Here is a 23,879-nt window from a genome sequence, read left to right as displayed (position 1 = left end):
AGCCGAAGGGCGCACCGCGGACCGATATGTCCCCTTTCGCGCAAAGCTTGGGTACGGGCGCCACGAGCCCTTGGAAACCGGGGCCACCGCCGCGCTCCGACCTGCGGAATGGGTGGGCCGGGCGGAGGGGGCCGGACCGGTGTTGCGCTCGTCACCCTGCCGGGTCCCAAGGTGTCCGCGGTGCGCGGCAGTGGGCCGCGGCGCGAGTACGAGAGCGCGCGAGTACGCGAAAAGGGGCGGGGCGCCACCGGTCGGTCGGTGGTGCCCCGCCCCCGCTTTCGGGGTGGTGCTCAGGCCGTGTCGGCCGTGGTGGCCGTGGTGGCCATGTCGCCCGTGGCGGGCGGCGTGGTCGCGCCGGAGCGGATCCGTCGTACCCGGCCCTGGGCGTCCAGGTGCTGGAGGTCCCGGTGAATGGTCATCCGGCTGACGCCCAGCTCCCGTACGAGATCGGCGACCCGGACCCGGCCCCTGGCCCGTACCGCTCCCGCGATCAGCTCGCGCCGCTCCCCGCAAGGCGTTCCCTGTCCGGGAGTGCGCTGCGTGGCGGGCACGGTTACTTCGCCTCGGTCTTGAGGATCTCGGCGAGCTCCTCGTCGGACTCGCGGCCCGGGGTCGGCAGGTTCCACTTGGTGATCGCGAAGCGGAAGATGAAGTAGTACAGCGCCGCGAAGCAGAGCCCGATGCCGGCCAGGCCCCACGGGTTGGACGCGATGCCGAGGTTGAGGGCGAAGTCGATCGCGCCGGCCGAGAAGCCGAAGCCGTCCTTCATTCCGAGTGCCCAGGTCAAGGCCATGGACACACCGGTCAGGACCGCGTGGATCGCGTAGAGGACCGGGGCGATGAACATGAAGGTGAATTCGATCGGCTCCGTGATGCCCGTGACGAAGGCGGTGAGCGCGAGGGAGAACATCATGCCGCCGACGACCTTGCGGCGCTCGGGGCGCGCGCAGTGGGTGATGGCGAGGCAGGCCGCCGGGAGGGCGAACATCATGATCGGGAAGAAGCCGGTCATGAACTGTCCGGCGCTCGGGTCGCCGGCGAGGAAGCGGGCGATGTCGCCGTGCTTGCCGTCGAACTCACCGGCCTGGTACCAGGGGAAGGAGTTCAGCAGGTGGTGCATGCCGACGGGGATCAGCGCACGGTTGGCGACACCGAAGATGCCCGCGCCGACGGCGCCGGAGTTCACCAGCCACTCGCCGAAGCCGTGGATGCCCTTGCCGAGGACCGGCCAGATCAGACCCATCACGATGCCGATGACCAGGCCCGAGAAGGAGGACAGGATCGGGACGAGGCGGCGGCCGCCGAAGAAGCCCGCCCAGTCGGGGAGCTTGGTCCGGTAGAACTTCTGGTACAGCAGGGCGGTGACGATGCCCATCACGACGCCGCCGAGGACGCCCGCGTTGACGGGGGCGTTGACCAGGGCGACCTGGTGGTCGACGACCTTCTCGATCTGCGGGACGTTGCCGTCGGTGAAGGTGCCGAGCACGTTCGAGAAGACGAGGTAGCCCGCGACGGCCGCGAGGCCGGTGGAACCGTCGGCCTTCTTGGCGAAGCCGACCGCGATGCCCACGGCGAAGAGCAGCGCCAGGTTGTTGAAGATCGCGTTGCCGCCGGCGGCCATGTACTTGGCGATCTCGTTGCACCAGCCCGGCAGGTTCGCGCTGCCCAGCATGTCCTCCTGGCCGAAGCGCATCAGCAGCGCGGCGGCCGGCAGCACGGCGATCGGCAGCATCAGGCTGCGGCCGAGGCGCTGCATGACCGCCATGGCGGCGGAGTTCTTCTTGGCAGACGTGGCCGTCTGCTCGGCTGTACTCACGGTTGCTTCCTCCAGAGGAAACGGGGTGTGTTGCCAAGGCAGGCAGCGCTTGTGTGGGCTGGGCAACAGCTAAGGAAAATGCGCTATTTGCAGCGCGATGTTCCAGTTGTAACACGGTTAAAACCACATAAACCCATGGTCGAACAGACTGCGGACCTAGGACCCAAAGGGTGAGGTCTCAAGCCCCCCGAAGCACATGCCTTCCGGCGATGTCAGAGGGTCCGGATACCTTCGGGGCAGGGGAAAGGGGGGATCGATCCGCATGGATGAGCCGACGATCATCCGGGGGGACGCGACCAGTCCGCAGGCCCGGGGGCCGAAGATCATTGCGCACGTCTGCAACGACCTCGGAGGCTGGGGAAAGGGCTTCGTCCTCGCGCTGTCGAAGCGCTGGAGCGAGCCGGAGGCCGCGTACCGGGCCTGGCACAGGGGCCGCAGCGGGAACGACTTCGCGCTCGGCGCGGTACAGCTCGTCCAGGTCCGCCCGGACACCTGGGTCGCGAACATGGTGGGCCAGCACGGCATACGTACCGGCAGCGGCGGCCCGCCCGTCCGCTACGAGGCGATCGAGCGCTGTCTCGCACTCCTGGCCACCCACGCCACCGAGCTGGGGGCCTCCGTCCACATGCCCCGCATCGGCTGCGGCCTCGCGGGCGGCACGTGGTCCCGCATCGACCCGCTGATCCGCGACGGTCTGTGCGCGAAGGGGATACCCGTCACGGTGTACGACTTCGGCTAGGCCGTCGGGTCCCGGCGGTCGGGCGGTCCGGAGGGGGCGGGTCTGGTCCATACCGGGTGGGTGGGACGGGTCGTGGGCGTGGGGTGGTGGTGAGGGGCGTGGAGGGTGCCACGCTCGTCTTCCATGGATGTGAGCACCTTCTACGCCCTCTTCTCCGCCACCTGCTTCACCCTGGTGGGCCTGTGGTGGAACGTCGTCCAGAGCCACCACGACTGGATGCGCGACCCCGCACAGCGGCGCGTCGTCGGCGGGATCTACCTGTCCTTCCTGCTCCCCGCCCTGATGGGCCTGTTCGCCCAGGTCGGCGGCACGGATCAGCCGCAGGTCTGGCGGGCGGCCTTCGTCGTCCTCGCGGTGATCGGCTGCGCGTCCACCCTGCGGCTGCTGGCCCGGGTGCGCGGCGACCGCTTCCTGACCTGGCAGCAGGCCGCCGCCACCCTGCTCTACGCCCTGATCGCCGTGGTCGGCGCCTTCCCCGAACTCGCCGACCCGGCAGGGCTGCGCCCCATCCAGGCCGAGGCCCTGATGCTGATCGGCCTGATCGTGCTGGGCCACGCCCTGGTCTGGCGGTTCATGGCCGGCGAGGGCAGGGCCGCCGCCGAGGAGGAGCAGTAGGACGGGGAGACCGGGGGCGGCCTAGTAGGCCGTCCCCGACCCGGGCCGCTGGGTGGTGAAGCCCTTGGCGAGCAGGCGGGTGGCCAGGGCCAGTTCCCAGGCGAGGACCGGGAGGGCGGCGGCGGCGCCCGCGGGGGAGAGCTGGTCGTAGGCGCCGAACGTCACGGCGACCGCCGAGGCGCAGATCAGGGGGCCGCCGATCAGGCCGAGCAGGGCGATGGGGCGCGGGACGAGGCGGGCGCGGTAGGTCACGTACGCGAGCAGGGCGGTGTTCAGGCCGAGGGCGATGTTCGGGCCGAGCAGGAACGTCCAGTCGTGCAGGGCCACCAGTGCGGTGTCGGCGCCGTCCGGCGCCCCCGCGGTCCGCCGCAGGGTGACGAGCGCCAGGACGGAGACGATCCCGAGGGCGATGAGGGCCGCCTCCAGCAGCCGTCCGAAGGCGTACCCGAGCGCGAGCCCCTCGCCGTGGCGCCGCAGGACGGGGAACAGGGCCGCCCCGGTGCCGGCCACCGCCACCACGAGCACCACCTCGCACAGGGCCCCGAGCAGGGCCCGGGTGTCGGCGCCCTGCGGGAGCGCGCCGTCCGCCGCGCCGAGCAGGGGTCGGTAGAGCACCGCCCCGGCTATCGCGGAGACCTCGGTCAGCAGGAACAGCAGCCCGGCGGCCACCGCGGTTCTCCGGTCGGGACTCATCTTCTCGGCACCCCTCGCTCGATCTCGCTCGATGGAGGTGTACGCCGTACACCTGGCAGCGACCATAGGTGTACGGCGTACACTCGTCAAGGTGAAGCAACGCATCCCCCTGAACAGGGACCGCGTCCTGCGCGCCGCCGTCGCGCTCGCGGACGCCACCGGCATCGACGGGCTCAGCATGCGCAGGCTCGCGCAGGAGCTGGACGTCGTACCGATGGCCCTCTACAAGCACGTGGCCAACAAGGAGGAGCTGCTCGACGGCATGACCGACGCCGTCGTCGGCGAGATCGACCCGCCGGCCGCGGGCCCCGACTGGCGGCGCGTGGTCCGCGGCCGGATCCTGTCGGCCCGCCGGGTCCTGCTGCGCCACCCCTGGGCGGCCCGGGTCATCGAATCGCGGACCGGCCCCACCCCGGCCGTACTGGCCTACCTGGACTCGATGGCCGGGACCTTCCGCGAAGGCGGCCTCTCCGCCGACCTCACGCACCACGTCATGCACGCGATGGGCAGCCGCCTGCTCGGCTTCAGCCAGGAACTGTTCGACACCTCGGGCCCCGCCGGCCCGCCGGACCCCGCCCTGGCGGCCCGCTTCCCGCACATCGCGGAACTGGCCGCGACGGCCGCCCACGACGAGGGCTCCACGGTCGGGGGCGGCGGCTGCGACGACCAGTTCGAGTTCGAGTTCGCCCTGGACCTCCTCCTGGACGGCTTCGAAGGCCTCCGCCACCGCGGCTGGACCTCCGCGCGGTAGATCAGGCGGCTGCGGCGGCCGGTTCGCGCGCGGCCACCGCCGCCGGGTAGGTGCGCTGGGTCTCCCGGTCGCGCAGGCACCACCAGAGGAGGCCGAGGACCACCGAGGCGGCGCCGGTGCAGACTCCGACGGTGCGGACGTCGCTGACGGCGAGGAGGCCGCCGAACAGGGCCAGCGAGACGCGGGCCATCGCCCCGTACGTGGTCATGTGGAGGCTGGAGACCCGCCCGCGCACCGCTGCGGGGACGGTGGCCAGCAGGACGGTGGTGTCCAGGGCGATGATGACGCCGCTGGCCAGCCGCATCACGCCCAGCAGCGCCACGGCCAGGACGGGATGCCCCGCGAGGAAGAAGGCCCCCCAGGCCAGCCCCTGGAACACGTAGGCCGCGGTGTACGCCGCCAGGTGGCGGCGGACCACGATCCGCGCGGCCAGCACCGTGCCGAGGATGACGGCGACCCCGTCCGCCACGTACAGCGAGCCCAACACCGCCCCGCCGCCGCCCAGACGGCCCGTGGCGTAGGCGGCGAGCAGGATGTCGTACGCCCCGCCGATGCAGCCCCAGGCGATGCCGATCCAGACGACGGAGCGCGCCAGCGGCAGCCCGCGCAGCACCCGCAGACCCGCGGTCAGCTCCTTGCGCATCGGTTCACGCGCGAGCACCCCCGCAGGTTCCGCGTACGGCATCGGCCGCCGGGACTGCGCCAGCAGCGGTACGACGGCCAGTACTTGGAGCACGCACGCGACGGCCATCGCGCCGACGGGGCTCCAGCCGGCCAGCGCACCGCCGAGCGAGGCGCCGACGACGGTCATGGTGCCCGAGACGGATGCCAGCCGGGCGTTGGCCGCGGGCCGGGACTCCGGTGCCACCACCCCGTACAGCCACTGCTGACGGGCCGGCGGCCAGAGGGTGTTGCCGAGGCCCTGGAGCCCGTAGAACGCGGCGGTGATCCAGATCCCGTGGTCGAGGAAGAGGGCCATGCCGAGCACGCAGACGGCCTGCGCGACCATCGAGCCGACGGCCAGGCGCCGCACGTCGAACCGGTCCGCGAGGGTGCCGGCCACCATCATGAACGCCAGCGCGGGCACGGTCCCGATGAGCTCCACGGCCGCGAGCCTGGCGGGGGAGGACTCCTGCAGCACCTGGATGAACAGGCTGATCTGCATGACCCAGGTCGACCCCGAGGACAGCGCACTGGCCGCCCAGAGGCGGGCGGTACCGCCGCGGGCACGGTCGGGGGGTGTGATCATCCGGATCATCCGGAGATTTGATCACACCGCTCGGCTCCTGGCGCATCCGCTTCGTGGACGCCGATGCCAAGCACCTCTCCGACCCCGGCCAGGAGGGCCGCATCGCGGTCACCGGCTGAGGCCCCTGCGGCCGCGGGGGGTCAGCGCTCGATGATGACCAGCGGGATCTCGCGGGGTGCGGCCGCCGCCTGGTGGTCCTCGTAGGCGGGCCACAGGGCGGTCATGGCCTCCCAGTACGTCTCCCGCTCCGCCGGGGTCGCCGTGCGCGCGCGGACCTGCGCGGTCAGGGCGCCGACCTGGAGGCGGACCTCGGGGTGGGCGGTGAGGTTGCGGTACCAGGAGGGGACGCCGGGCGTGCCGTCGGCCGCGGTGGCCAGGACGATGTGGCGGCCGTCGTCCTTCGCGTAGATCAGCGGGGTGCGGACGGGCCGGCCCGAGAGCCGGTCGAGGGTGGTCAGCAGGAGCGTCGGTACCCCGTGCCACAGGTGCCCGTCGGCGCCGGAGCTGTCCACGTACGCGCGCACGTGCGTGGAGAGCTCCGGCGCCGGCGGGTCGGCCGGGTGGTCCCAGTCGACGGTCGTGGACGGGGCGGAGTGGGCGTGGGAAGCGGCCTGGGCGCGCATCGTTGTCGTCCCTTCGGAATCGGCCCCCGCGCGGGCTAACGAGCATCCATCGATTCTGGATGCGCATCGGCCCGCGCGCACCTCGGGGGCGGGCCGATGCGCCGGTCCGCCCCGCTCCGGGCCCACCTACGGGAGGTAGCGTTCGAGCGCTCGCGCGCCTTCCTTCTCGATCAGCTTGCGAGCCTTCTCGACCCGTTCCGGAGTGACGTCCTGGCCGCGCGCCATGACGAGGTCCTCGGGGTCGAAGGGGTGCTCCGACCCCGTGTAGAGGTGGGCGGGGCGCTGGGGCTGCTGGTCCGATTCACTGTCCATGGCTACCTCCTGCTGTGTCCCCCTGGCCCCATACTCCGGCCGCGCCCCCATGAACGCACCTCGACGTCACGTCGACAGCGCCAGCGCCGCCGTCAGGGCGACGATGGCGCCGCAGATGCTGAGGTTGGCGATCTTGTGCTCCCAGAACACGGCCACGAACTCGCGGATCGTCGCGCTCGGCCAGAAGTACTTCGCCGTCGGCGAGCCGAGCACCTGCCCGTTGACCCCGGCCTTGCGGGCCATCATCGCGGCGCGGAAGGCGTGGAAGTTGTTGGTGACCACCACGCAGCGGTAGGAGGGGTCCTCCGACTCCATGATCGTCCGGCTGAACAGGAGGTTCTCCTCCGTCGTGCGGGAGCGGTCCTCCAGCCGCAGGTGCTCCTCGGGCACGCCGCCCTCCGCCATCAGCCAGTCCGCCATCGCCCGCGCCTCGGCGACCTTCTCGTCCGTCCCCTTGCCGCCCGAGGCGAGCATCAGCGGCGCCCGGCCGCCCCGCGCGATCTGGGCGTCGTGGATCTCCTGCCCCTTGCGCAGCCGCGAGGCCAGCAGGGGCGGGACCCGGTCGCCGCCGATCAGGCCGGAGCCCAGCATCACCACGTAGTCCACGTCCCCGCGCACCTTGATCCGGCCGTAGAGGTAGGCGTAGGCCAGGAAGCAGAGGAAGAGGAAGGAGACGTACGCGGTGAGGAGGACCACCCCGGCCACCACGGCGTCCACGGCGGGCGGTCCGGTGTCGGCCGCCACGAAGACGAAGGCGATGAGGAGGAAGATCGCCACGCCCGCGGCGAAGGACAGCAGGTTGCCCGGCCGCCGGCCCTCCTTGCGGACCATCGTCAGACCATTGCTGATCAGGAAGACGCCGAGCGCGAGCGTGCCGACCGTGGGCACCAGGAAGACCGCCAGGATCACGATCTCGGCCAGCACGGGCGGCAGGTGTCCGACCTGGAAGAGCAGGCCGAGCGAGGTGAAGATGAAGGTGAGGCCCAGGTAGACCGCGTTGCGGAAGCGTCGGCGGTCCTCCCGGACGCTCACGCCGAAGAGGACGAGGAAGAGGGCGGCGGGTACGAAGGCGTACATGCCGCTCATCGTAAGTGTGGAATACGCCTGTTCAGCGGCCCTCGTGCGGTGTGCGACGGACGGCCCGGCCGGCCAGGACGTCCGTCCTGCGCCCGTCCCGTACGACGAAACGACCGTCGATCAGGACGTACGGGATCCCGTACGGCAGCGCGCGCGGGCGCTCGTACGTAGAGCCGGCCGCGACCGTCAGCGGATCGAAGAGGACGAGGTCGGCCCGGTGCCCGACCCGCACCAGCCCCCGGTCCGGCAGCCGCAGCCGCGCGGCGGGACGGCCGGAGAGGTGGGCGACGCACTCCTCCAGGGACAGCACGCCCAGCTCGCGCACGTAGTGCCCGAGGTAGTGCGGGAAGGTGCCGTAGGCCCGCGGATGCGGTTTCGCGCCCTGGAGGATGCCGTCCGAGCCGCCCGTGTGGACCGGGTGGCGCATGATCGCCCGGACGTTCTCCTCGTGCCCGACGTGCTGCAGGATGCTCGGCCCGAGCCGGTCGCCCAGCAGCAGGGCCCGGGCCGTGTCCCAGTCGGGGACGCGGGTGCCGACGTACGCCCCGTAGGCCGGATCCGTGGTCCCGGCGATCTCGATCGTCGACCAGTCGACGGGGACCCCGTGGCAGCCGTCGGCGCCCTCCACCTCCAGCGCGTACCGGATCCGCTCGGCCTCGGTGTCGTCGGCGAGGCGGGCGAGGACCGCCCCGGGGCCGCCCTCGTTCGCCCAGCTGGGCAGCAGGGCGACCAGGGTGGTGCAGCCGGGGGTGTACGGGTAGCTGTCGAGGGTGATGTCGGCGCCGCCGGCCAGGGCTCCGTCGAGCAGGTCGAGCAGCTCGCCCGCCCGGCCCTCGTTCTCCCCGAAGTTCATCGTGGCGTGCGCCAGGTGCAGGGCGCAGCCGGCCTCGCGGGTCAGCTCGACCATCTCGGCGTAGGCGGCCAGGGCGCCGCGGCCGTACGAGCGGTGGTGCGGGCAGTAGTAGCCGCCGTACCGGGCCACCACCCGGCACAGCTCGCTCAGTTCGGCGCCGGACGCGTACATGCCCGGGGTGTAGGTGAGTCCGGAGGACATGCCGACGGCGCCCTGCGCGAGCCCCTCGGCGACCATGTTCCGCATCCGGTCGAGCTCCGCGGGGGTGGCGGGGCGGTCGCCCCAGCCGACGGCGTGCGCGCGGACGGTGCCCTGGGGGATCAGGTAGGCGGCGTTGACGGCGATGCCCTGCCCGCCGTGGGCCCGGTCCAGCCGGTCCAGGTATCCGCCGACCGTGCGCCAGTCGAAGTCGATGTCCTCGCCCGTGCCGTTCCAGCCGGCGATGGCGGCCCGCACCTCGGTGAGCGTGCGGTCGTCGACGGGGGCGTAGGACAGGCCGTCCTGGCCGAGGACTTCGAGGGTGACGCCCTGGGCGGCCTTCGCGCCGTGGTCGGGATCGCGCAGCAGGGCCAGGTCGCTGTGGGCGTGCATGTCGATGAAGCCGGGGGCCAGGGCGAGGCCGCGGGCGTCGAGCGTGTGCCGCCCGCCGCCCGCGATCCGGTGGCCCACTTCGGCGATGCGGCCCTCGTGGACGGCGATATCGGCGGTGTAGGAGGGCCCGCCCGTGCCGTCGACGACGCGGGCCCCGCGGATGACCAGGTCCATGGGCTAGAAGAACGTCCGGACGTACTCGGTGACCGTGCCGTCGGCCTCCACCACCGGGATCAGCGGCCACTTCTCGAAGATCGTGCACGGGTGGGACATCCCCAGCGCCACCCAGTCGCCGACCTGCACGTCCTCGGCGGAGTCGGTTTCCAGCCAGGCGTGCTGGTCGGAGAGCTTGAGGACCCGGATCCCGGTGGCCGGGCGCTCGGCGCCGGTGAGCGGGTCGCGGACCAGCTCGGCCTCGGGCAGCCCCAGGTCGTAGGCGATGTCCCGCTTGCCGGCGTTGACGAACGCCTGGGTGGGGGAGGGGCGGGAGACCACCTGCGTCCAGAGCCGGAAGGCGGGGCGCAGGCCGCCCTCCTCGGGGATCCGGTTGAAGGGGGTGAGCCGGGTGTACCAGCCGTGGTCGTGGGAGACGTACGCACCGGAGCGCAGCAGCTTCAGGACCGGCCGGGAGAGCTCCGGGAGCTCGGCGAACACGTCCGCGACGGCGTCGAACCAGGCGGAGCCGCCGGCGCTGACGATGATCTCCTCCGCTCCCTCGAACCGTCCCGCCTTGTCGAACTCCACGGCCAGGCCGGTGAGCCGGCGCAGGTAGGCGTGCACGGAGTCCGGGTCGGCGCCGGGCACCTCCGCCTCGTACCCGGCGATGCCGACCAGGCGCAGGGTGTCGGTGCCCGCCACCGCGTCGGCGACGGCCCGGCAGTCCTCGTCGGTACGGGCCCCCGTGCGGGCGCCCTCCCCGGCGCCGAGCTCGACGACCACGTCGACCTGCTGGGACTGGCCCTGGAGGGCCCGGTCCATGAGCCGGACCCCGCGCACGGAGTCCACGTAGCAGACGAAGCGGAAACCGGGGTCCGCGGCGAGCTCGGCGGCCACCCAGCGCAGGGCCGCGGCGTCGACGAGCTCGTTGGCGAGGAAGATCCGCCCGATGCCGAACGCCCGGTAGACGCGCGCCTGGTGGGGGACGGCGGCCGTGATGCCCCAGGCGCCGTGCTCCAGCTGACGGCGGAACAGCTGCGGGGCCATGCAGGTCTTGCCGTGCGGGGCGAAGGCCAGGCCGTGGCGCGCGGCGTAGGTGCCGAGGGCGGCGAGGTTGTGGCTCAGCGCCTCGGCGTCGAGGGTGAGTACTGGTGTCGTGAACCCGCCGGTGTAGAGGCTGCGCCGCTGGGCGGTCAGCTCTCCCACGGTGAGGCCCGCCTGTCCGGCGTCCGGGGGGAGGCCCTTGAACCGGTGGTCCACCGGCTCCTGGGCGAGGGCCTGGACGGGGTCGCTGGGCATGTGTGTGTGCCTCCCGGGGCATTGCGGTTGTTGCGTACGAGGCATTGCAGTTGTTGCGTACAGTGCAACAGTCGTTGCGTGCACCGCTGCATGCTGTCTAACATCCCGGATGACGACGGGTCAACGGGTCCGGGTTCCCTACGGAGGTACGCGGAGTGAGCCAGTCGGTGGAGCGGGCGCTCCGCATCCTGCCCGCCCTGGCCAAGGGCCCGGCCGGGCTCGGCGAGGTCGCCGAGGTGCTCGCCGTGCACAAGAGCACGGCCCTGCGGCTGCTGCGGACCCTCCAGGAACACGGCTTCGTGTACCGGCAGGGCGACGGGCGCTACCGGCTCGGGGCCTCCCTCTTCGCGCTGGCCGCCGAATCCATCGAGAACCTCGACGTGCGCGAGGTCGCGCACCCGCACCTGCTGGAACTGAACCGGATCACCGGGCACACCGTGCACCTCGCCCTCCACCAGGACGACGAGGTCGTCTACGTGGACAAGGTCGACAGCCGCTACGCGGTCCGGATGTACTCGCGCATCGGCCGGCCCGTCCCGCTCACCGTCGCCGCCGTCGCGAAGCTGCTCATCGCCGATCTGCCGGAGGCGGAGCGCCGGGCCCTGGCCGCGCGCATCGACTACCCCGCCTACACCTCCCGCTCCACCCCCGACGCCGCCGCGTACCTGCGCGAGCTGGACCTCGTACGCGCCCAGGGGTGGGCCACCGACATCGGCGGCCACGAGGAGTCCCTGAACTGCCTCGCCGCCCCCGTCCGCGGACCCGACGGCCGCGTGGTCGCCGCGATGTCCCTCTCCGCCCCCGGCGTGGTCCTCTCCGTCGTGGGGCTGATCGAACTCCTCCCGCTCGTACGGCAGACCGCCGACGCCATCGGCCGCGAGTACTCAGGCTCGGGCCCCGTACAGGAACAGGAAGAAGACAGGCCATGACCGACAAGATCGCGATCGTCCCCGCCACCCACACCGACCCGCCCGCGAAGTTCTCGCACGGCGTCCGCAAGGGCAACATCCTCCAGGTCGCCGGCCAGGTCGGCTTCCTGCCGCACGTGGACGGCCAGGAGCCCACCCCGGCCGGCCCCACCCTGCGCGAGCAGACCCTCCAGACGCTGGAGAACGTCCGCTCCGTCCTGGAAGCGGGCGGCGCCACCTGGGACGACGTGATGATGCTGCGCGTCTACCTCACCGACACCACGCACTTCGAAGAGATGAACGAGCTCTACAACGCCTACTTCGAGGAGCAGAACCTGAAGGCCGCCCCCTCCGCCCGCACCACGGTGTACGTGGGCCTCCCCGGCGACCTCCTGATCGAGATCGACGCCCTCGCGGTGCTCGACGCCTAGCCGGCGTGTACCGGCCGGCGGGGGCAGGCAGCATCGCGTGCTGCCAACTCCCGTCGTCGGGAACGCGGTCCGGGGGCGGTCGGCCGCCGCGCATTGGGTACCCTCACGGGTGACTTCGGGGCGCCGGCGGGGGCCGGGACGCCGCTAGCAGGGACGGATCCTCCATGAGCAGCGCACCTTCGCCAGGCATCTTCCAACCGCTCAAGGCGGACGACCCTGAGGTCGTGGGCGGCTATCGGCTGGCCGCGGTGCTCGGGGCGGGCGGGATGGGCAAGGTGTACCTCTCGTACACGCCCGGCGGCCGGCCCATCGCCATCAAGGTGATCCGGTCCGAGTTCGGCGAGGACCCCGAGTTCCGGCGGCGCTTCCAGCAGGAAGTGCGGTCCGCCGAGCGGGTCCAGGGGCTCTACACCGCCCCGGTCATCGACTCCGACACCGAGGGGGCCCAGCCCTGGCTGGCCACCGCCTACGTCCCCGGGCCCTCCCTCGCGCACGCCGTGGCCCACCACGGCGCACTGCCGCCGCGCAGCGTGCTGCTGCTGGCCGTCGGGGTCGCCGAGGCCCTGACCGTCATCCACGGCGCGGGCATCGTCCACCGCGACCTGAAGCCCGCCAACGTCCTCCTCGCCTCCGACGGCCCGCGCGTCATCGACTTCGGCATCGCCCGCGCCGCCGACACCACCGCCCTGACCAGCACGGGCGTCAGCATCGGCACCCCGGCGTTCATGGCGCCCGAACAGGCCTCTGCGGGCACGATCACCCCGGCCACCGACGTATTCGCCCTCGGCCAGATCGCCGCCTACGCCGCGATCGGCTCCTCCGTCTACGGCGACGGGCCCTCGCACGCGGTGCTCTACCGGATCGTGCACGAGGCCCCCGAGCTGGGCGGGCTGCCCGAGGAGCTGCGGCCCCTGGTGACCCGTTGCCTCAGCCGCGACCCGGCCGACCGCCCGTCGCTGACCGAGGTCATCGCGCTGTGCAACGAAGCCGCGGGCGCCGAGCCGCTGCGTCAGGGCGAGGACTGGCTGCCGCGCGCGGTCGCCGGTTCCATCACCGAGCGGGTCCAGCTGCTGCCCGCCCCGGCGCCCACCCCGCCGCCGCGGCCGGCCGCGCCGGTGCCGACGGAGGTCTCGGCGCAGCCGCCCGCCGCCGCGCCCGGCTACACCCCCACCGGCCTGGCCGGCGCCCCGACGCACGCCGCCCCGACGCACGCCGCCCCGGCGCAGCCCGGCCCGCATACGCCGCCGCCGGGCTACGGGACGCCGCGGCCGTACGCGCAGCCCTCGTACCCGCAGCCCGGGTACCAGCAGCCCGGGTACCCGCAGCCCCCGCGTCCGCAGCCCTCGTACGCCCAGCCGGGGTTCGCGACGCAGCCCACCTACGCGCAGCCGGGCGGGTACGCGCAGCCCACCTACCCGCCCGCCCCGGCCAAGCCCAGGCGGACCGGGCTGATCGTGACCCTGTCCGTGGTGGGCGCGGTCATCGGGCTCGCCGTCCTCGGGTCCCTGCTGCCCGACTCCGACAAGGGCGATGCGGGCGCGCAGCCCAAGGGCGGGGCGAGCGGGAGCGCCCAGCCCGGCGGGTCCAAGCAGCAGACCGACCCGCAGCCGGTCTCGTACAAGGGCATTGACGTGCCCGAGAACCACCAGCTGATGCTCGCCGACAATCCGCCGCGCCCGGCCAAGAAGGAGGGCGGCGGGGGAGTGATGTACGACGGCGGGGACCTCTACTACTACCGCGACTCCATGTTCGGCGACGAGAAGTTCGGCAGCGCGAACGGGAAGCTGGTCCTGCTGAACAACGCGGAGAAGGGCTCCCTGGAGACCTGCCGCGCGGTGACCCGCTTCACCGAGAAGATCGGCCTCGACCAGCTCACGGAAGGTTCGCAGGTCTGCGTCCTCAGCGATGCGGGGCACATCGCACTGGCGACCTTCCGCGGCAAGTCGGGCTCGAAGGAGGCGAGCCGCTACATCTCCCTCGACCTCCAGATCTGGCGCAACGCCGAGGAAGCGAAGAAGGACTAGCCGGAGCCGCCGGCCGCGGCGCACGCGGAGGGGCGCCCCCCTGGCGGTGGGGCGCCCCGGTTCACGTGATCGGTCCTGCGGGCGCTACGGGCAGTACTGCGCCTGCTTGCCGATCGACCGGTACATGCAGTCCGCGTTCTCCAGGAGCTGCAGCACCGCCTCCTTGTTGCGGACGGTCTCGCGGTCGATGACCTCGTCCGGCGGGTAGAAGCCGCTGCTGCCGGAGTCCGTCGGGTACATCTCGAAGGTGTAGGCGAAGATCTTCTGGTTGCCCCACAGCCAGTCGTCGATGGTCCCGTCGGTGATGTACAGGTCGCTCGACTGCTCCGGCGTGTAGCCGTTGCTGGCCGCCATGCTGGTGCCGATCTTCTTGTACACGGCCAGGTCGTCGGCGGTCAGTCCGGGCGCGGTGTCGTTGTACGTCCACCCGAAGGGCCACAGCACGAGCTCGCTGTACGTGTGGAAGTCGATGGCGGCCTTGATCTGCTGCTTGCCGCCGACCACCCGGCTGCGCACGAAGTCCGAGACCACCTTCACCTCGGGCGCCGACTCGGCGGCCGCGCCCCGGTAGGTCTCGGAGCTCTTGCTGCTGCTGGAGCCGCCGCAGCAGCCCCATTTGTAGTTCCAGTTGCGGTTCTCGTCCGTGCCGACGTAGGAGGAGCCGGCGTTCGGCTGCCGGTTCTTGCGCCAGGAGCGGTACGAGCCGGAGGCGATGTCGTACTCGCCGCCGTCGGGGTTGAGGTCCGGGACGATCCAGATCTCGCGGCCGTTGATCATGTTGGTGATGCGCGAGTCGGTCCCGTACTTGGAGCCGAACTCCTTGAGCAGGTAGAGGGCCATCTCGACGGTCAGGTGCTCGCGGGCGTGCTGGTGCGCGGTGAAGAGCACCTCGGGCTCGGCCTCGTCGGTGCCGACGTTGTCGCTGATCTTGATCGCGACGAGGTCCCGGCCCTCGTACGACTTCCCGATGACCTGCTTGCTCATGAGGGTCGGGTACTGGGCGATGCGCTGGTTGATCTCCGCGCTCGCCTCGGCGTAGTTGTGGTAGAGCGCGTCCTTCGACGGGAAGTCGTTGATCCCGGCGGCGATGTCGCGCTGGTCGCGCCGGTCCGGCGGTCCGGGCAGCGCGGTCAGCTCGTAGCCGAGGGCGCGCAGCTTGGCGGCCTGCATCGGGTCGGCGCTGACGACGACCGAGCGGGCGTCCACCTCGTCGATGGAGACACCGGTACGGAGCAGGGCGGTGCGTTCGGCCGCGGTGGCCGGGCCCTGGATCTCGTACTGGGCGATCGCCTCGTCCTGGGTGGCGGTCGACGGGGTGGGCGGCGGGGCTGCCGTCGCGCTCAGGCCGTAGGCGGGTGCGCCGAGCGCGAGCGCGAGAAGGGCCGCCGTGACGGCGGCCCTTCGGCGGTGGTGGAGCCGCATGCGTTCTCCTGGGTGGGAGTGTGGGGGTAGCCGTGCGGACGCGCACAGCGTGCTCTCATGGCATGTCCGGGTCAAGAACCTCAAACCAGCCACCCCCACACACCTACCTGCTACGGCAGGGCGTGGACCTTCGGACCCACCGCGTTGGACCAAGCGCCACCCGCTTTGGCGTCCCAGTTGGTCGACCAGGTCATCGCGCCGCGCAGCCCCGGGTAGGTCTTCGACGGCTTGAAGGTCCCGCAGCCGGTACCCCGGGCCAGGCAGTCCAGGGCGTTGTTCACGATGGTCGGCGAGACGTAGCCGCTGCCCGCGCCGCTGGGGGAGGCCGGGACCCCGATGCCCACCTGCGAGGGGTCGAGCCCGCCCTCCAGCTGGATGCAGGCCAGCGCGGTGAGGAAGTCCACCGAGCCCTGGGAGTAGACCTTGCCGTCACAGCCGAGCATCGCGCCGCTGTTGTAGTACTGCATGTTGACGACGGTGAGGATGTCCTTCACGGCGAGCGCCGTCTTGAAGTAGCCGCCCTGCGTCGACTGCATGTCGATGGTCTGCGGGGCCATGGTGAGCACGAACGAGGGCCCGGCCTTCGCCGCCAGCGCCTTCAGCGCCTGGGTCATGTAGGTCGGGTTCAGGCCGTTCTCCAGGTCGATGTCGATCCCGGTGAAGCCGTACTCCTGCATCAGCGCGTACGCGGAGTTCGCGAGGTTGGTCGCGGACGCCGAGTCGTTGACCGAGATGGTGCCCTTCTCGCCGCCGATGGAGAGGATGACGGACTTGCCGGCCGCCTTCTTCGCGGCGATGTCCGCCTTGAACTGGGGGACCGTGTAGCCGCCGAGGCCGGCCGAGTCGAGGTTGAAGCTGATGCCGCCGGGCGTGCTCGTGGCATCGGCGAAGGAGACGGCGATGATGTCGTACTGCGCGGAGACGTCGGAGATCTTCTGGACGGTCGCGCCGTTGTTGAAGTTCTGCCAGTAGCCGGTCACCGCGTGCTTGGGCACCGACGGGTTCGGGTTGCCGCCCCCGCCGCTCGTGGTGGTCCCGGTGACGGCCGCGCCCTTCGTGCCCTCGCCGGCCGCGTTGTACGCGCTCACCTGGAAGGAGTACGAGGTCGACGCGGCGAGCCCGCTGATCTGCGCGGAGGTGCCCGAGGTCACGGTCTGGACGCGGACGCCGTCCTGATACACGTAATACCCGGCGGCCCCGCTGACCGTGTTCCACGAAAGGGTGAGCCCGCTGGCGCTCTGGCCGGAAACGGCGCTGCCGGCCGGTGCGCCGGGGATGGTCGGCGAGGGGTCGGTGCCGCCTCCGCCGTCGGGGCCGAAGACGCTGAACTCGTCGACCACGAAGCCGGGCTGGCCGTACCAGCCGTGGGTGTAGACGGTGACCTGGGTGGTGCTCGGGCCGGTGGTGAAGGTGGTGGACAGCTTCTGGAAGCCGCCGCCGGTGCCGGGGGTCCAGGTGGAGACGTCCTGCGTGCCGGTCCCGGTCGCGCCGAGGTACACGTACGAGCCGTTGACCTGCTCGCTGAGCGTGTAGGTCGAGCTCGGCTTCACGGTGACGACCTGGCTGCACTGGCCCTTGTCCTGGCCTGCCGGGGTGGCCTTGAGGGCGCCGGCCCCCGCGAAGACGGGGGAGGGGACGACGGCGCCGCTGCCGGAGGTGCACGTCCAGTTGGCGAGTCCGGACTCGAAGCCGCCGTTGCGGACGACGTTGACGTCGGCCGCCTGGGCGGTGCCGGTGGCCAGGGCGGTGAGCCCGGCGGCGGCGAGGGTCACGGCGAGGGGGATGGCGAGGGAGCGTATGCGGTTCACGTGGGCTCCGGTGGGGGGAGTGGGGAAGTGAGGTCGCGTCAGAACGGGTTGTGGGGCTGGTTCGGGGCAGGTGTGGGACAGGTGCGGGGCAAGTGGGGTGCCCCGCAGCCAAGTTGGTCTAGTCCAATGTCCATGTCAAGAGTGTTTGCAATATGGCTTGAACTGATCGATCTGCACGCCGTCTTGCCATCCCTGTTGTCCGGATTTTCCCGCCCCCCGTGACACGTGCCCGTGGCACGGGAATGTGCAAGGCCCTGCCCTGTCAGGAAGGACGTGGATATGGTGCTGGGGCAAGGGGGAAGGGTGTTGATCGTTTGCGGTCGCGCAGCATGCGCGCACCCGCCGCGGTCAGGGGAACACCCGTGGATGACGGGGTGAACGGGGGGATGCGCGTGCCGATCGCCATTGCTGTCACCAGCGCCGATCTGGTGCTGCCGGCCCCGGACCGGCACACCCCGGCCGCCGCCGTGCTGCCGCCGCCCGAGGAGCTCGACCTGGACGGCGCGCTCGCCCAGACGGCCGGCCTGCTGGAGCGCCACGGCCACCTGGTGGTGCTCGTACCGACCTGGCTCCGCGCCTCCGCCGTACGCCGCCTGCACACCGTCCGGGCCATCCTGGAAACCGACCGGATCGCCCTCGTCGACGTCGATCTCCCGCCGCTGGCCACCGCCCTGCTGGTACGTCAGCTGCGCCAGCTGAGCGTCTGCGACTTCAGCCCCGGGGTCCTGGCCTCGGCGGCCCGGTTACTGACCCACTACATCTACGCGGGCGCGCTGCTCGGCTCGGTCGCCAAACTGGACCGGGTGCCCGTCGGCCTGAAGGCGCACGCCAAGTCCTGGTCCCCGAACGCCCAGTTCGCCGTACTGGCCCACCCGGTCCCGCACCTGGTCAAACTGGGCTCCGGCTCCGGCGGCGCCCACGGCGGGGGCGCCACGCTGCCCCCGGGCCCCGACTTCGCCACCCACCTCACCTTCGCCCGTGGCCAGCTCGCCTCCGACTGGGTGGCCACCGACCTGGCCCCCGCCTGGCGGGTCCAGGGCGTCATGGAGAACCCGCTGCCCGCCGACTCGGCCGCCTGGTGGGCCACGCCGAAGCTGGTGGAGTTCGCGGCCGCCATCCCGGACCCCTCGGTGCTCTACCAGCTCGTCGCCTCGGTCCGCCGCGAGGAGTGCCGCTGGTGCGGCTTCGAGTTGATCGGCGACCGCTGCGGCTTCTGCGCCGCCCCGCTCCTCGCACCGCAGCCGCCCCCGACGGCATCGGCAGGCAATGCCGCGGCCGCCGCACAGCTCCGCCCCAGATCCAGATCCAGACACTGACCGGCCCGAACGAATGAAGAACGGCGAGGTAAGACGGCCATGAACTCACGCCAGCGCCGCGGCGTCATCCTGCTGATCCTGTCGGCCCTGTGTGCCCTCGCCGCCTTCGGCGGAGTCCTCGTCGTGGTGGGAGACGTCAACTCCAAGGTCGGCAACGAGGTCGTCGCCTACCGGGTGAAGGGCGACATAGCCCCGTACACGCCCCTGACGCCGGGCCAGTTCGAGCAGGTCACGGTCCCCGAGCGGTGGCTGTCCGAGACCGCCGTCACCGACCTGGGCGCACTCAAGGACAAGCTGGCGCTCACCTCCCTGAAGAAGGGCTCGCTGCTCCAGAGCGACATGTTCGTCGACAAGCCGAAGCTCCAGGCCGGGGAGCAGGAGATCGCGATCATGATCGACTCCTCCACGGGCGTCGCCGGAAAGGTCACCCCCGGCGCCAAGGTCAACATCATCGGCACCTACAAGGGCAAGAAGCCGACCGACCCCGACGTGTCCGTGCTCATGGTGGCCAACGCCCGCGTCATCAACGTCGGCAAGCTCACCCCCATCGACAGCAAGGACCCCGACAAGAAGAGCCCCACCGACGCGGTCCCGATCACCTTCGCCCTGGCCACCAAGGACACCCAGCGCGTGGCCTACGCCGAGTCCTTCGCGGTGCACGTACGCCTGGCCCTGGTGGCCCCCGGCACCGACTCGGCGCCCAACCCGGGCGACCACTTCTACACCCTCGAAGGGGACCGGTGAGGCGCCGATGACCACCCGAATCCTCCCCGCGGTCGGCGACCCGGAGTCCGCCCGCATCATCGCCACCCTGCTCAGCCAGCTCCCGGGCGCCGAGCCGGCCGCCCCGGTGCCCGACTCGACCTTCCTCCTCGACACCCTCGCCCGGTTCGCCGGGGAGTCGATCGACGAGCTGCCCGAGGTGGTCCTCGTCCACGAGCGGATCGGTCCGCTCCCCGCCCTGGACCTGATCCGCGAGGTGGCCCTGCGCTTCCCCGCGGTCGGCGTCGTCCTCCTCACCTCCGACGCGAGCCCCGCCCTCTTCTCCGCCGCCATGGACTCCGGCGCCCGCGGCCTGATCGGCCTGCCCCTGGCCTACGAGGAGCTCGCCGCCCGCGTCCAGGCCGCCGCCCAGTGGTCCGTGGGCGTACGCCGCCACCTGGGCCGGGGCCCGGAACTGCCCAGCGGCCCGGGCGGCAGGGTGGTCACGGTCACCGGGGCCAAGGGCGGGGTCGGCGCCACCTTCGCGGCCGTGCAGTTCGCGCTCGCCGCGGTGGCCGCGGGCCGGCGTACGGCCCTGCTCGACCTGGACCTCCAGGCCGGCGACGTCGGCTCGTACCTCGACGTGCAGTTCCGCCGCTCCATCGCCGACCTCGCCGGCATCCAGGACATCTCCCCGCGGGTCCTCCAGGACGCCGTCTACGACGACCGCACCGGGCTCGCCCTGCTCCTGGCCCCGGCCGACGGGGAACGCGGCGAGGAGGTCGACGACCGGGCCGCCCGGCACGTGATCGCCGCCCTGCGCGCCCGCTACGAGGTGGTCGTCATCGACTGCGGCACCCAGATGACCGGCGCCAACGCGGCCGCCGTGGAACTCGCCGACACGGCCGTCCTGGTCGTCACCCCCGACGTGGTCGCGGTACGGGCCGCCAAGCGCATGGTCCGGATGTGGGAACGGCTCCAGGTCAGGAAGGCGGAGGAGACGACCATGGTGGTCAACCGCTGGTCCAAGCAGACAGAGATCCAGCCCGCCCTGATCGAGAAGATCACCAAGACCCGGGCGGTACGCACCCCCGTGCCGGCCGCCTTCAAGGAACTCCAGGCCGTCGTCGACGCGGGCCGGGTGCAGGACCTCGACAACCGCTCGACGGTCAAGCAGGCCCTGTGGGCGGTGGCCGGCGAACTGGGTCTGCTGACCGCCCCGGAGGCCGCGGACGGCCCGCCGGCCGAACCCGGCGCGGCCCTGGCCGTACGCGGCTCCGGCCCGGTGGCCCGACTGCGCGGCCGGGGCGACCGGGGCTCCGTCGCACCGTGGACACGGCGCGGGCGGGAGGGCTGACGGGTGGCGGGTCGCAGACGGTTCCGGTGGAAGGACCGGGGGGACGACGGGCAGGTCGTGATCGAGTTCGTCGGCATGCTGCCCTACATCCTGCTGATCGTGGTGGCGGTGTGGGAGTGCGTGCTGATCGGCTACGCCTTCTCCCTCGCTGGGAACGCCGCGGACGAGGCGGCGCGGGCCGGGGCGGTACACGGCGCCGGAGCCTGCCAGGAAGCCGCGGGGGAGCACATCGGGGGGGCCTGGACCATGTCGGCCGCCTGCGGGAAGTCCGGGAACCTCTACACGGCCGAGGTCAGTCTCAACCTCCCCGTCCTGTTCCCGGGGTTCAACATCGGCGTCCCCATCCGCGGCACGGGCGGTTCCCCGAACGAGGAGAGGTGAGATGAACCGGATCCGGATCAGTGGTCTGCGCGGTCTCCGCGGTCTGCGTGGTTTCCGCGGTCTCCGCGTTCTGCGCCGCGGCGACCGCGACAGCGGTCAAGTCGCCCTGGAGTACATCGGCTTCCTCCCCATCCTGTTGCTCGTCGGGATCGGCGCCATGCAGCTGGGCTGGTCCGCGTACGTGGTCCAGCAGGCCCAGACCGCCGCCCGCGCGGCGGCCCGCGTGGAAGCCCGCCATCCGGGAGACGGCGCGGCCGCCGGCCGTGCGGCGATCTCGGACAACCTCGCACGGGGAGCGCAGATCGACCGGGCCCGGACCCGGGACGCGGTCAGGATGACGGTGACCCTGACGATCGAATCGATCGTGCCCGGCGTGGCCGGCCGCACGGTCACCCGGAGCGCCGTCATGCCCAACGACGACCCCGAGGTGACCGGACCATGAGCCTTCGTTCCCGGGTCAACACCCCCGACGACCGCCACAATCCGCGCGAGGACGGCCGCCTGGTCTCCTCGTACCGCGCGAAGCTGCTGGAGGAGATCGACCTCGCCGAGATGTCCGCGCTCGCGCCCGCGGAGCGCCGCGCGCGCCTGGAGCGTGTGCTCGGCCACATCATCAGCCGCGAGGGCCCGGTCCTCTCCACCGTCGAGCGGTCCCAGCTCATCCGCCGCGTCGTCGACGAGGCCCTCGGCCTCGGCGTGCTCGAACCGCTCCTCGAAGACCCCACCATCTCCGAGATCATGGTCAACGGCCCCGACCAGATCTTCGTGGAACGCTCCGGCCGCGTGGAGCAGCTCCCGCTCCGCTTCGCCTCGCACGAGCAGCTGATGCAGACCATCGAGCGCATCGTCTCCACGGTCAACCGCCGCGTGGACGAGGCCAATCCGATGGTCGACGCCCGGCTGCCCAGCGGCGAGCGCGTCAACGTGATCATCCCGCCGCTCTCCCTGACCGGCGCCACCCTCACGATCCGCCGCTTCCCCCGGGCCTTCACCCTGCACGAGATGATCGGCCTCGGCTCCCTCGACGAGCAGATGCTGCTCCTGCTGTCGGGCCTGGTGACGGCCAAGCTGAACGTGATCGTCTCCGGCGCCACCGGCACCGGCAAGACCACCCTCCTCAACGCCCTCTCCGGACTGATCCCGGAGGGCGAGCGCATCATCACCATCGAGGACTCCGCCGAACTCCAGCTCCAGCAGGCGCACGTCATCCGCCTCGAATCCCGCCCGCCCAACGTGGAGGGCAAGGGCCAGATCACCATCCGCGACCTGGTCCGCAACTCCCTGCGCATGCGCCCCGACCGCATCATCGTCGGCGAGGTCCGCGGCGGGGAGACGCTCGACATGCTCCAGGCGATGTCCACCGGCCACGACGGCTCGCTCGCCACCGTGCACGCGAACAGCGCGATCGACGCCCTGATGCGCCTGCAGACCCTCGCCTCCATGTCGGAGGTGGAGATCCCCTTCGAGGCGCTCCAGGACCAGATCAACAGCGCCGTCAACATCATCGTCCAGCTGACCCGCTTCGGCGACGGCATGCGCCGCATCACCGAGATCTCCCTCCTCGACTCGCACGGCCGCGAGCCCTTCCGGATCACCACGGTCTGCCGCTTCGCCGCCCAGCCCATGGGCCCCGACGGCCGCGTCCACGGCCGCTTCGAGTACTACCCGCTGCCCCGCTGGCTCGCCGACCGCCTCTACATGAACAACCAGCCGATCCCGCAGGCCTTCGGGGTCGCACCGGCGGACGCCCCCTTCACCGACCCGCTGACCGATCCGCTGGCCGGCCCGCTCCCCGCCCGCATCACCCGGACCGCCCTGTGAACCCACTGATCTCCCTCACCCTCGGCGTCTCGCTGCTGACCTGCGTACTGGCGGTCCTCGGCATCCACGCCTACGCCACCGGCCGCGCCGAGCGCGCCGCGCTCATCGAGCGGCTCTCCGCGACCGGCCTCCCGGCCCCCCTCGGCCGCCGGCGCCGCTTCCCGGGCGTGGACCGGCGCCTGCGCAGGACCAAGCTCGGCCGCACCATCGAGCGCAAGCTCGCCGTGACCGGCCTGGACCTCACCGTCGGCGAGTACTTCGTCTACATGCTGGCCGCGGTCATCGGGATCTGGCTGGTCGCGGCCTCCTTCCTGGCCCCGTTCTTCGGCCCGGTCGCCGCACTGATCGCCCTGTGGGGGGCCAACGCCTTCCTCAACTGGCAGCGGGCCCGGCGCACCGAGCGGTTCATCAACCAGCTCCCGGACGTGGCCCGCATCCTCGCCAACGCCACCCAGGCCGGGCTCGCCCTGCGCACCGCCATCGGCATGGCCGCCGAGGAACTGGAGGCACCGGCCGGCGAGGAACTGGCCCGGGTCGCCGACCGGCTCGCGGTGGGGCACTCCATGGAGGAGGCCCTGGGCGAGATCGAGGAGCGGCTGCCCTCGCGGGAACTGGTCGTCCTGGTCTCCACCCTCGTCCTGTCCGCCCGCGCGGGCGGCGCCATCGTGGGCAGCCTGCGCAACCTGACGGTCACCCTGGAACAGCGCAAGGAAACCCGCCGCGAGGTCCGTACGCAGCTCTCCCAGGTCACGGTCACCGCGTACCTGGTACCGGTCATGGGCGTCGGCTCCCTGCTCCTGGTGGACGCGATGATGCCCGGCGCCCTGGACCGCATGACGGGCTCCGTCGTCGGACAGAGCGCCGTCCTGGTCGCCCTCGGGCTCTTCGCGCTCGGCTTCGTCTTCATCCGCCGCCTGACCAAGATCGCCGTCTGA

At 71.9% G+C, this 23,879-nt stretch carries 24 protein-coding genes; 13 read left to right on the top strand and 11 right to left on the bottom strand.

Annotated elements, in window-relative coordinates:
- Window positions 1-290: 290 nt before the first annotated feature.
- Window positions 291-551: a DeoR family transcriptional regulator gene (locus ACFWNV_RS06855; RefSeq protein ID WP_383941629.1), complete on the bottom strand. Its 261-nt coding sequence runs from the start codon at window positions 549-551 to the stop codon at window positions 291-293.
- 2 nt (window positions 552-553) lie between these two features.
- Complete coding sequence (locus tag ACFWNV_RS06850) at window positions 554-1,816, bottom strand: PTS transporter subunit EIIC (protein WP_383941626.1); 1,263 nt, start codon at window positions 1,814-1,816, stop codon at window positions 554-556.
- Window positions 1,817-2,078: 262 nt separating this feature from the next.
- Between ACFWNV_RS06850 and ACFWNV_RS06845 the strand changes: the two genes are divergently transcribed.
- Entirely contained in the window at window positions 2,079-2,555 is a 477-nt protein-coding gene (locus tag ACFWNV_RS06845; protein WP_383941623.1) for a macro domain-containing protein, read from the top strand.
- Window positions 2,556-2,678: 123 nt separating this feature from the next.
- Window positions 2,679-3,170 carry a hypothetical protein gene (locus tag ACFWNV_RS06840; protein ID WP_383941620.1) on the top strand — a complete coding sequence of 164 codons (492 nt, stop codon included), beginning with the start codon at window positions 2,679-2,681 and terminating at the stop codon, window positions 3,168-3,170.
- A gap of 21 nt (window positions 3,171-3,191) precedes the next feature.
- On the opposite strand, the gene ACFWNV_RS06835 is transcribed toward ACFWNV_RS06840, so the two are convergent.
- Window positions 3,192-3,863, bottom strand: coding sequence for a DUF4386 domain-containing protein (locus ACFWNV_RS06835; protein WP_383941617.1), 672 nt, complete (start codon window positions 3,861-3,863; stop codon window positions 3,192-3,194).
- A gap of 91 nt (window positions 3,864-3,954) precedes the next feature.
- On the opposite strand from ACFWNV_RS06835, the gene ACFWNV_RS06830 reads away from it, so the two are divergent.
- Complete coding sequence (locus ACFWNV_RS06830) at window positions 3,955-4,614, top strand: TetR/AcrR family transcriptional regulator C-terminal domain-containing protein (RefSeq protein WP_383941614.1); 660 nt, start codon at window positions 3,955-3,957, stop codon at window positions 4,612-4,614.
- Between the two features lies 1 nt (window position 4,615).
- Here ACFWNV_RS06830 and ACFWNV_RS06825 read toward each other — a convergent pair whose 3' ends face one another.
- The 6 genes from ACFWNV_RS06825 to ACFWNV_RS06800 form a co-directional block, all read right to left on the bottom strand.
- Entirely contained in the window at window positions 4,616-5,863 is a 1,248-nt protein-coding gene (locus tag ACFWNV_RS06825) for an MFS transporter (protein WP_383941611.1), read from the bottom strand.
- 140 nt (window positions 5,864-6,003) lie between these two features.
- Window positions 6,004-6,486, bottom strand: coding sequence for a nitroreductase/quinone reductase family protein (locus ACFWNV_RS06820; RefSeq protein WP_383941608.1), 483 nt, complete (start codon window positions 6,484-6,486; stop codon window positions 6,004-6,006).
- A gap of 126 nt (window positions 6,487-6,612) precedes the next feature.
- A complete protein-coding gene (locus tag ACFWNV_RS06815) occupies window positions 6,613-6,798 on the bottom strand; it encodes a hypothetical protein (RefSeq protein ID WP_243340661.1) in 186 nt (61 codons plus the stop codon).
- 66 nt (window positions 6,799-6,864) lie between these two features.
- On the bottom strand, window positions 6,865-7,875 hold the full coding sequence (locus ACFWNV_RS06810; protein ID WP_383941604.1) for a YdcF family protein: 1,011 nt from the start codon (window positions 7,873-7,875) through the stop codon (window positions 6,865-6,867).
- Between the two features lie 31 nt (window positions 7,876-7,906).
- The gene (locus ACFWNV_RS06805; protein WP_383941601.1) at window positions 7,907-9,493 is read right to left on the bottom strand and encodes an amidohydrolase family protein; all 1,587 of its coding nucleotides are present in this window, start codon (window positions 9,491-9,493) and stop codon (window positions 7,907-7,909) included.
- Between the two features lie 3 nt (window positions 9,494-9,496).
- A complete protein-coding gene (locus ACFWNV_RS06800; protein ID WP_383941598.1) occupies window positions 9,497-10,774 on the bottom strand; it encodes an amino acid deaminase in 1,278 nt (425 codons plus the stop codon).
- A 155-nt stretch (window positions 10,775-10,929) separates the two neighbouring features.
- Between ACFWNV_RS06800 and ACFWNV_RS06795 the strand changes: the two genes are divergently transcribed.
- From ACFWNV_RS06795 to ACFWNV_RS06785, 3 genes are all read left to right on the top strand, one after another.
- Window positions 10,930-11,703, top strand: coding sequence for an IclR family transcriptional regulator (locus ACFWNV_RS06795; protein ID WP_383941595.1), 774 nt, complete (start codon window positions 10,930-10,932; stop codon window positions 11,701-11,703).
- On the top strand, window positions 11,700-12,113 hold the full coding sequence (locus tag ACFWNV_RS06790; protein ID WP_383941592.1) for a RidA family protein: 414 nt from the start codon (window positions 11,700-11,702) through the stop codon (window positions 12,111-12,113). Before ACFWNV_RS06795 ends, ACFWNV_RS06790 begins: the two co-directional genes overlap by 4 nt.
- A gap of 164 nt (window positions 12,114-12,277) precedes the next feature.
- Complete coding sequence (locus tag ACFWNV_RS06785) at window positions 12,278-14,137, top strand: serine/threonine protein kinase (protein WP_383941590.1); 1,860 nt, start codon at window positions 12,278-12,280, stop codon at window positions 14,135-14,137.
- An 84-nt stretch (window positions 14,138-14,221) separates the two neighbouring features.
- Here ACFWNV_RS06785 and ACFWNV_RS06780 read toward each other — a convergent pair whose 3' ends face one another.
- Complete coding sequence (locus ACFWNV_RS06780; protein ID WP_383941588.1) at window positions 14,222-15,559, bottom strand: M14 family metallopeptidase; 1,338 nt, start codon at window positions 15,557-15,559, stop codon at window positions 14,222-14,224.
- 110 nt (window positions 15,560-15,669) lie between these two features.
- Window positions 15,670-17,367 (bottom strand): chitinase, encoded by a 1,698-nt coding sequence (locus tag ACFWNV_RS06775; protein ID WP_383941585.1) that lies wholly within the window; start codon window positions 17,365-17,367, stop codon window positions 15,670-15,672.
- A gap of 386 nt (window positions 17,368-17,753) precedes the next feature.
- On the opposite strand from ACFWNV_RS06775, the gene ACFWNV_RS06770 reads away from it, so the two are divergent.
- Genes ACFWNV_RS06770 through ACFWNV_RS06740 form a run of 7 tightly spaced genes read left to right on the top strand, consistent with a single transcriptional unit; the run spans window position 17,754 to window position 23,879 of the window.
- Window positions 17,754-18,683: a hypothetical protein gene (locus ACFWNV_RS06770; protein ID WP_383941582.1), complete on the top strand. Its 930-nt coding sequence runs from the start codon at window positions 17,754-17,756 to the stop codon at window positions 18,681-18,683.
- Window positions 18,684-18,722: 39 nt separating this feature from the next.
- Window positions 18,723-19,427 carry a Flp pilus assembly protein CpaB gene (locus tag ACFWNV_RS06765; protein WP_383941579.1) on the top strand — a complete coding sequence of 235 codons (705 nt, stop codon included), beginning with the start codon at window positions 18,723-18,725 and terminating at the stop codon, window positions 19,425-19,427.
- A 7-nt stretch (window positions 19,428-19,434) separates the two neighbouring features.
- Entirely contained in the window at window positions 19,435-20,742 is a 1,308-nt protein-coding gene (locus ACFWNV_RS06760; RefSeq protein WP_383941576.1) for a CpaE family protein, read from the top strand.
- Window positions 20,743-20,745: 3 nt separating this feature from the next.
- Window positions 20,746-21,123: a TadE/TadG family type IV pilus assembly protein gene (locus ACFWNV_RS06755; protein ID WP_383941573.1), complete on the top strand. Its 378-nt coding sequence runs from the start codon at window positions 20,746-20,748 to the stop codon at window positions 21,121-21,123.
- Window position 21,124: 1 nt separating this feature from the next.
- A complete protein-coding gene (locus tag ACFWNV_RS06750) occupies window positions 21,125-21,565 on the top strand; it encodes a TadE/TadG family type IV pilus assembly protein (protein WP_383941570.1) in 441 nt (146 codons plus the stop codon).
- The gene (locus tag ACFWNV_RS06745) at window positions 21,562-22,944 is read left to right on the top strand and encodes a CpaF family protein (RefSeq protein ID WP_383941567.1); all 1,383 of its coding nucleotides are present in this window, start codon (window positions 21,562-21,564) and stop codon (window positions 22,942-22,944) included. The genes ACFWNV_RS06750 and ACFWNV_RS06745 overlap by 4 nt, the downstream gene beginning before the upstream one ends.
- On the top strand, window positions 22,941-23,879 hold the full coding sequence (locus ACFWNV_RS06740; protein ID WP_383941564.1) for a type II secretion system F family protein: 939 nt from the start codon (window positions 22,941-22,943) through the stop codon (window positions 23,877-23,879). The genes ACFWNV_RS06745 and ACFWNV_RS06740 overlap by 4 nt, the downstream gene beginning before the upstream one ends.

Source organism: Streptomyces sp. NPDC058401 (assembly GCF_042722885.1).
In the GTDB taxonomy this organism is placed as follows: Bacteria; Actinomycetota; Actinomycetes; order Streptomycetales; family Streptomycetaceae; genus Streptomyces.
The sequence above is the reverse complement of the archived record's forward strand: the minus strand, read 5'-3'. Positions and strand labels throughout refer to the sequence as shown.

What these genes read in the sequence shown, in the direction of transcription:
- ACFWNV_RS06845 (WP_383941623.1), top strand. Translation starts at nt 2,079, where the DNA reads ATGGATGAGCCGACGATCATCCGGGGGGACGCGACCAGTCCGCAGGCC.
- ACFWNV_RS06840 (WP_383941620.1), top strand. Translation starts at nt 2,679, where the DNA reads ATGGATGTGAGCACCTTCTACGCCCTCTTCTCCGCCACCTGCTTCACC.
- ACFWNV_RS06835 (WP_383941617.1), bottom strand. Translation starts at nt 3,863, where the DNA reads ATGAGTCCCGACCGGAGAACCGCGGTGGCCGCCGGGCTGCTGTTCCTG.
- ACFWNV_RS06825 (WP_383941611.1), bottom strand. Translation starts at nt 5,863, where the DNA reads ATGATCACACCCCCCGACCGTGCCCGCGGCGGTACCGCCCGCCTCTGG.
- ACFWNV_RS06820 (WP_383941608.1), bottom strand. Translation starts at nt 6,486, where the DNA reads ATGCGCGCCCAGGCCGCTTCCCACGCCCACTCCGCCCCGTCCACGACC.
- ACFWNV_RS06815 (WP_243340661.1), bottom strand. Translation starts at nt 6,798, where the DNA reads ATGGACAGTGAATCGGACCAGCAGCCCCAGCGCCCCGCCCACCTCTAC.
- ACFWNV_RS06810 (WP_383941604.1), bottom strand. Translation starts at nt 7,875, where the DNA reads ATGTACGCCTTCGTACCCGCCGCCCTCTTCCTCGTCCTCTTCGGCGTG.
- ACFWNV_RS06805 (WP_383941601.1), bottom strand. Translation starts at nt 9,493, where the DNA reads ATGGACCTGGTCATCCGCGGGGCCCGCGTCGTCGACGGCACGGGCGGG.
- ACFWNV_RS06800 (WP_383941598.1), bottom strand. Translation starts at nt 10,774, where the DNA reads ATGCCCAGCGACCCCGTCCAGGCCCTCGCCCAGGAGCCGGTGGACCAC.
- ACFWNV_RS06790 (WP_383941592.1), top strand. Translation starts at nt 11,700, where the DNA reads ATGACCGACAAGATCGCGATCGTCCCCGCCACCCACACCGACCCGCCC.
- ACFWNV_RS06785 (WP_383941590.1), top strand. Translation starts at nt 12,278, where the DNA reads ATGAGCAGCGCACCTTCGCCAGGCATCTTCCAACCGCTCAAGGCGGAC.
- ACFWNV_RS06780 (WP_383941588.1), bottom strand. Translation starts at nt 15,559, where the DNA reads ATGCGGCTCCACCACCGCCGAAGGGCCGCCGTCACGGCGGCCCTTCTC.
- ACFWNV_RS06770 (WP_383941582.1), top strand. Translation starts at nt 17,754, where the DNA reads ATGCGCGTGCCGATCGCCATTGCTGTCACCAGCGCCGATCTGGTGCTG.
- ACFWNV_RS06765 (WP_383941579.1), top strand. Translation starts at nt 18,723, where the DNA reads ATGAACTCACGCCAGCGCCGCGGCGTCATCCTGCTGATCCTGTCGGCC.
- ACFWNV_RS06760 (WP_383941576.1), top strand. Translation starts at nt 19,435, where the DNA reads ATGACCACCCGAATCCTCCCCGCGGTCGGCGACCCGGAGTCCGCCCGC.
- ACFWNV_RS06750 (WP_383941570.1), top strand. Translation starts at nt 21,125, where the DNA reads ATGAACCGGATCCGGATCAGTGGTCTGCGCGGTCTCCGCGGTCTGCGT.
- ACFWNV_RS06745 (WP_383941567.1), top strand. Translation starts at nt 21,562, where the DNA reads ATGAGCCTTCGTTCCCGGGTCAACACCCCCGACGACCGCCACAATCCG.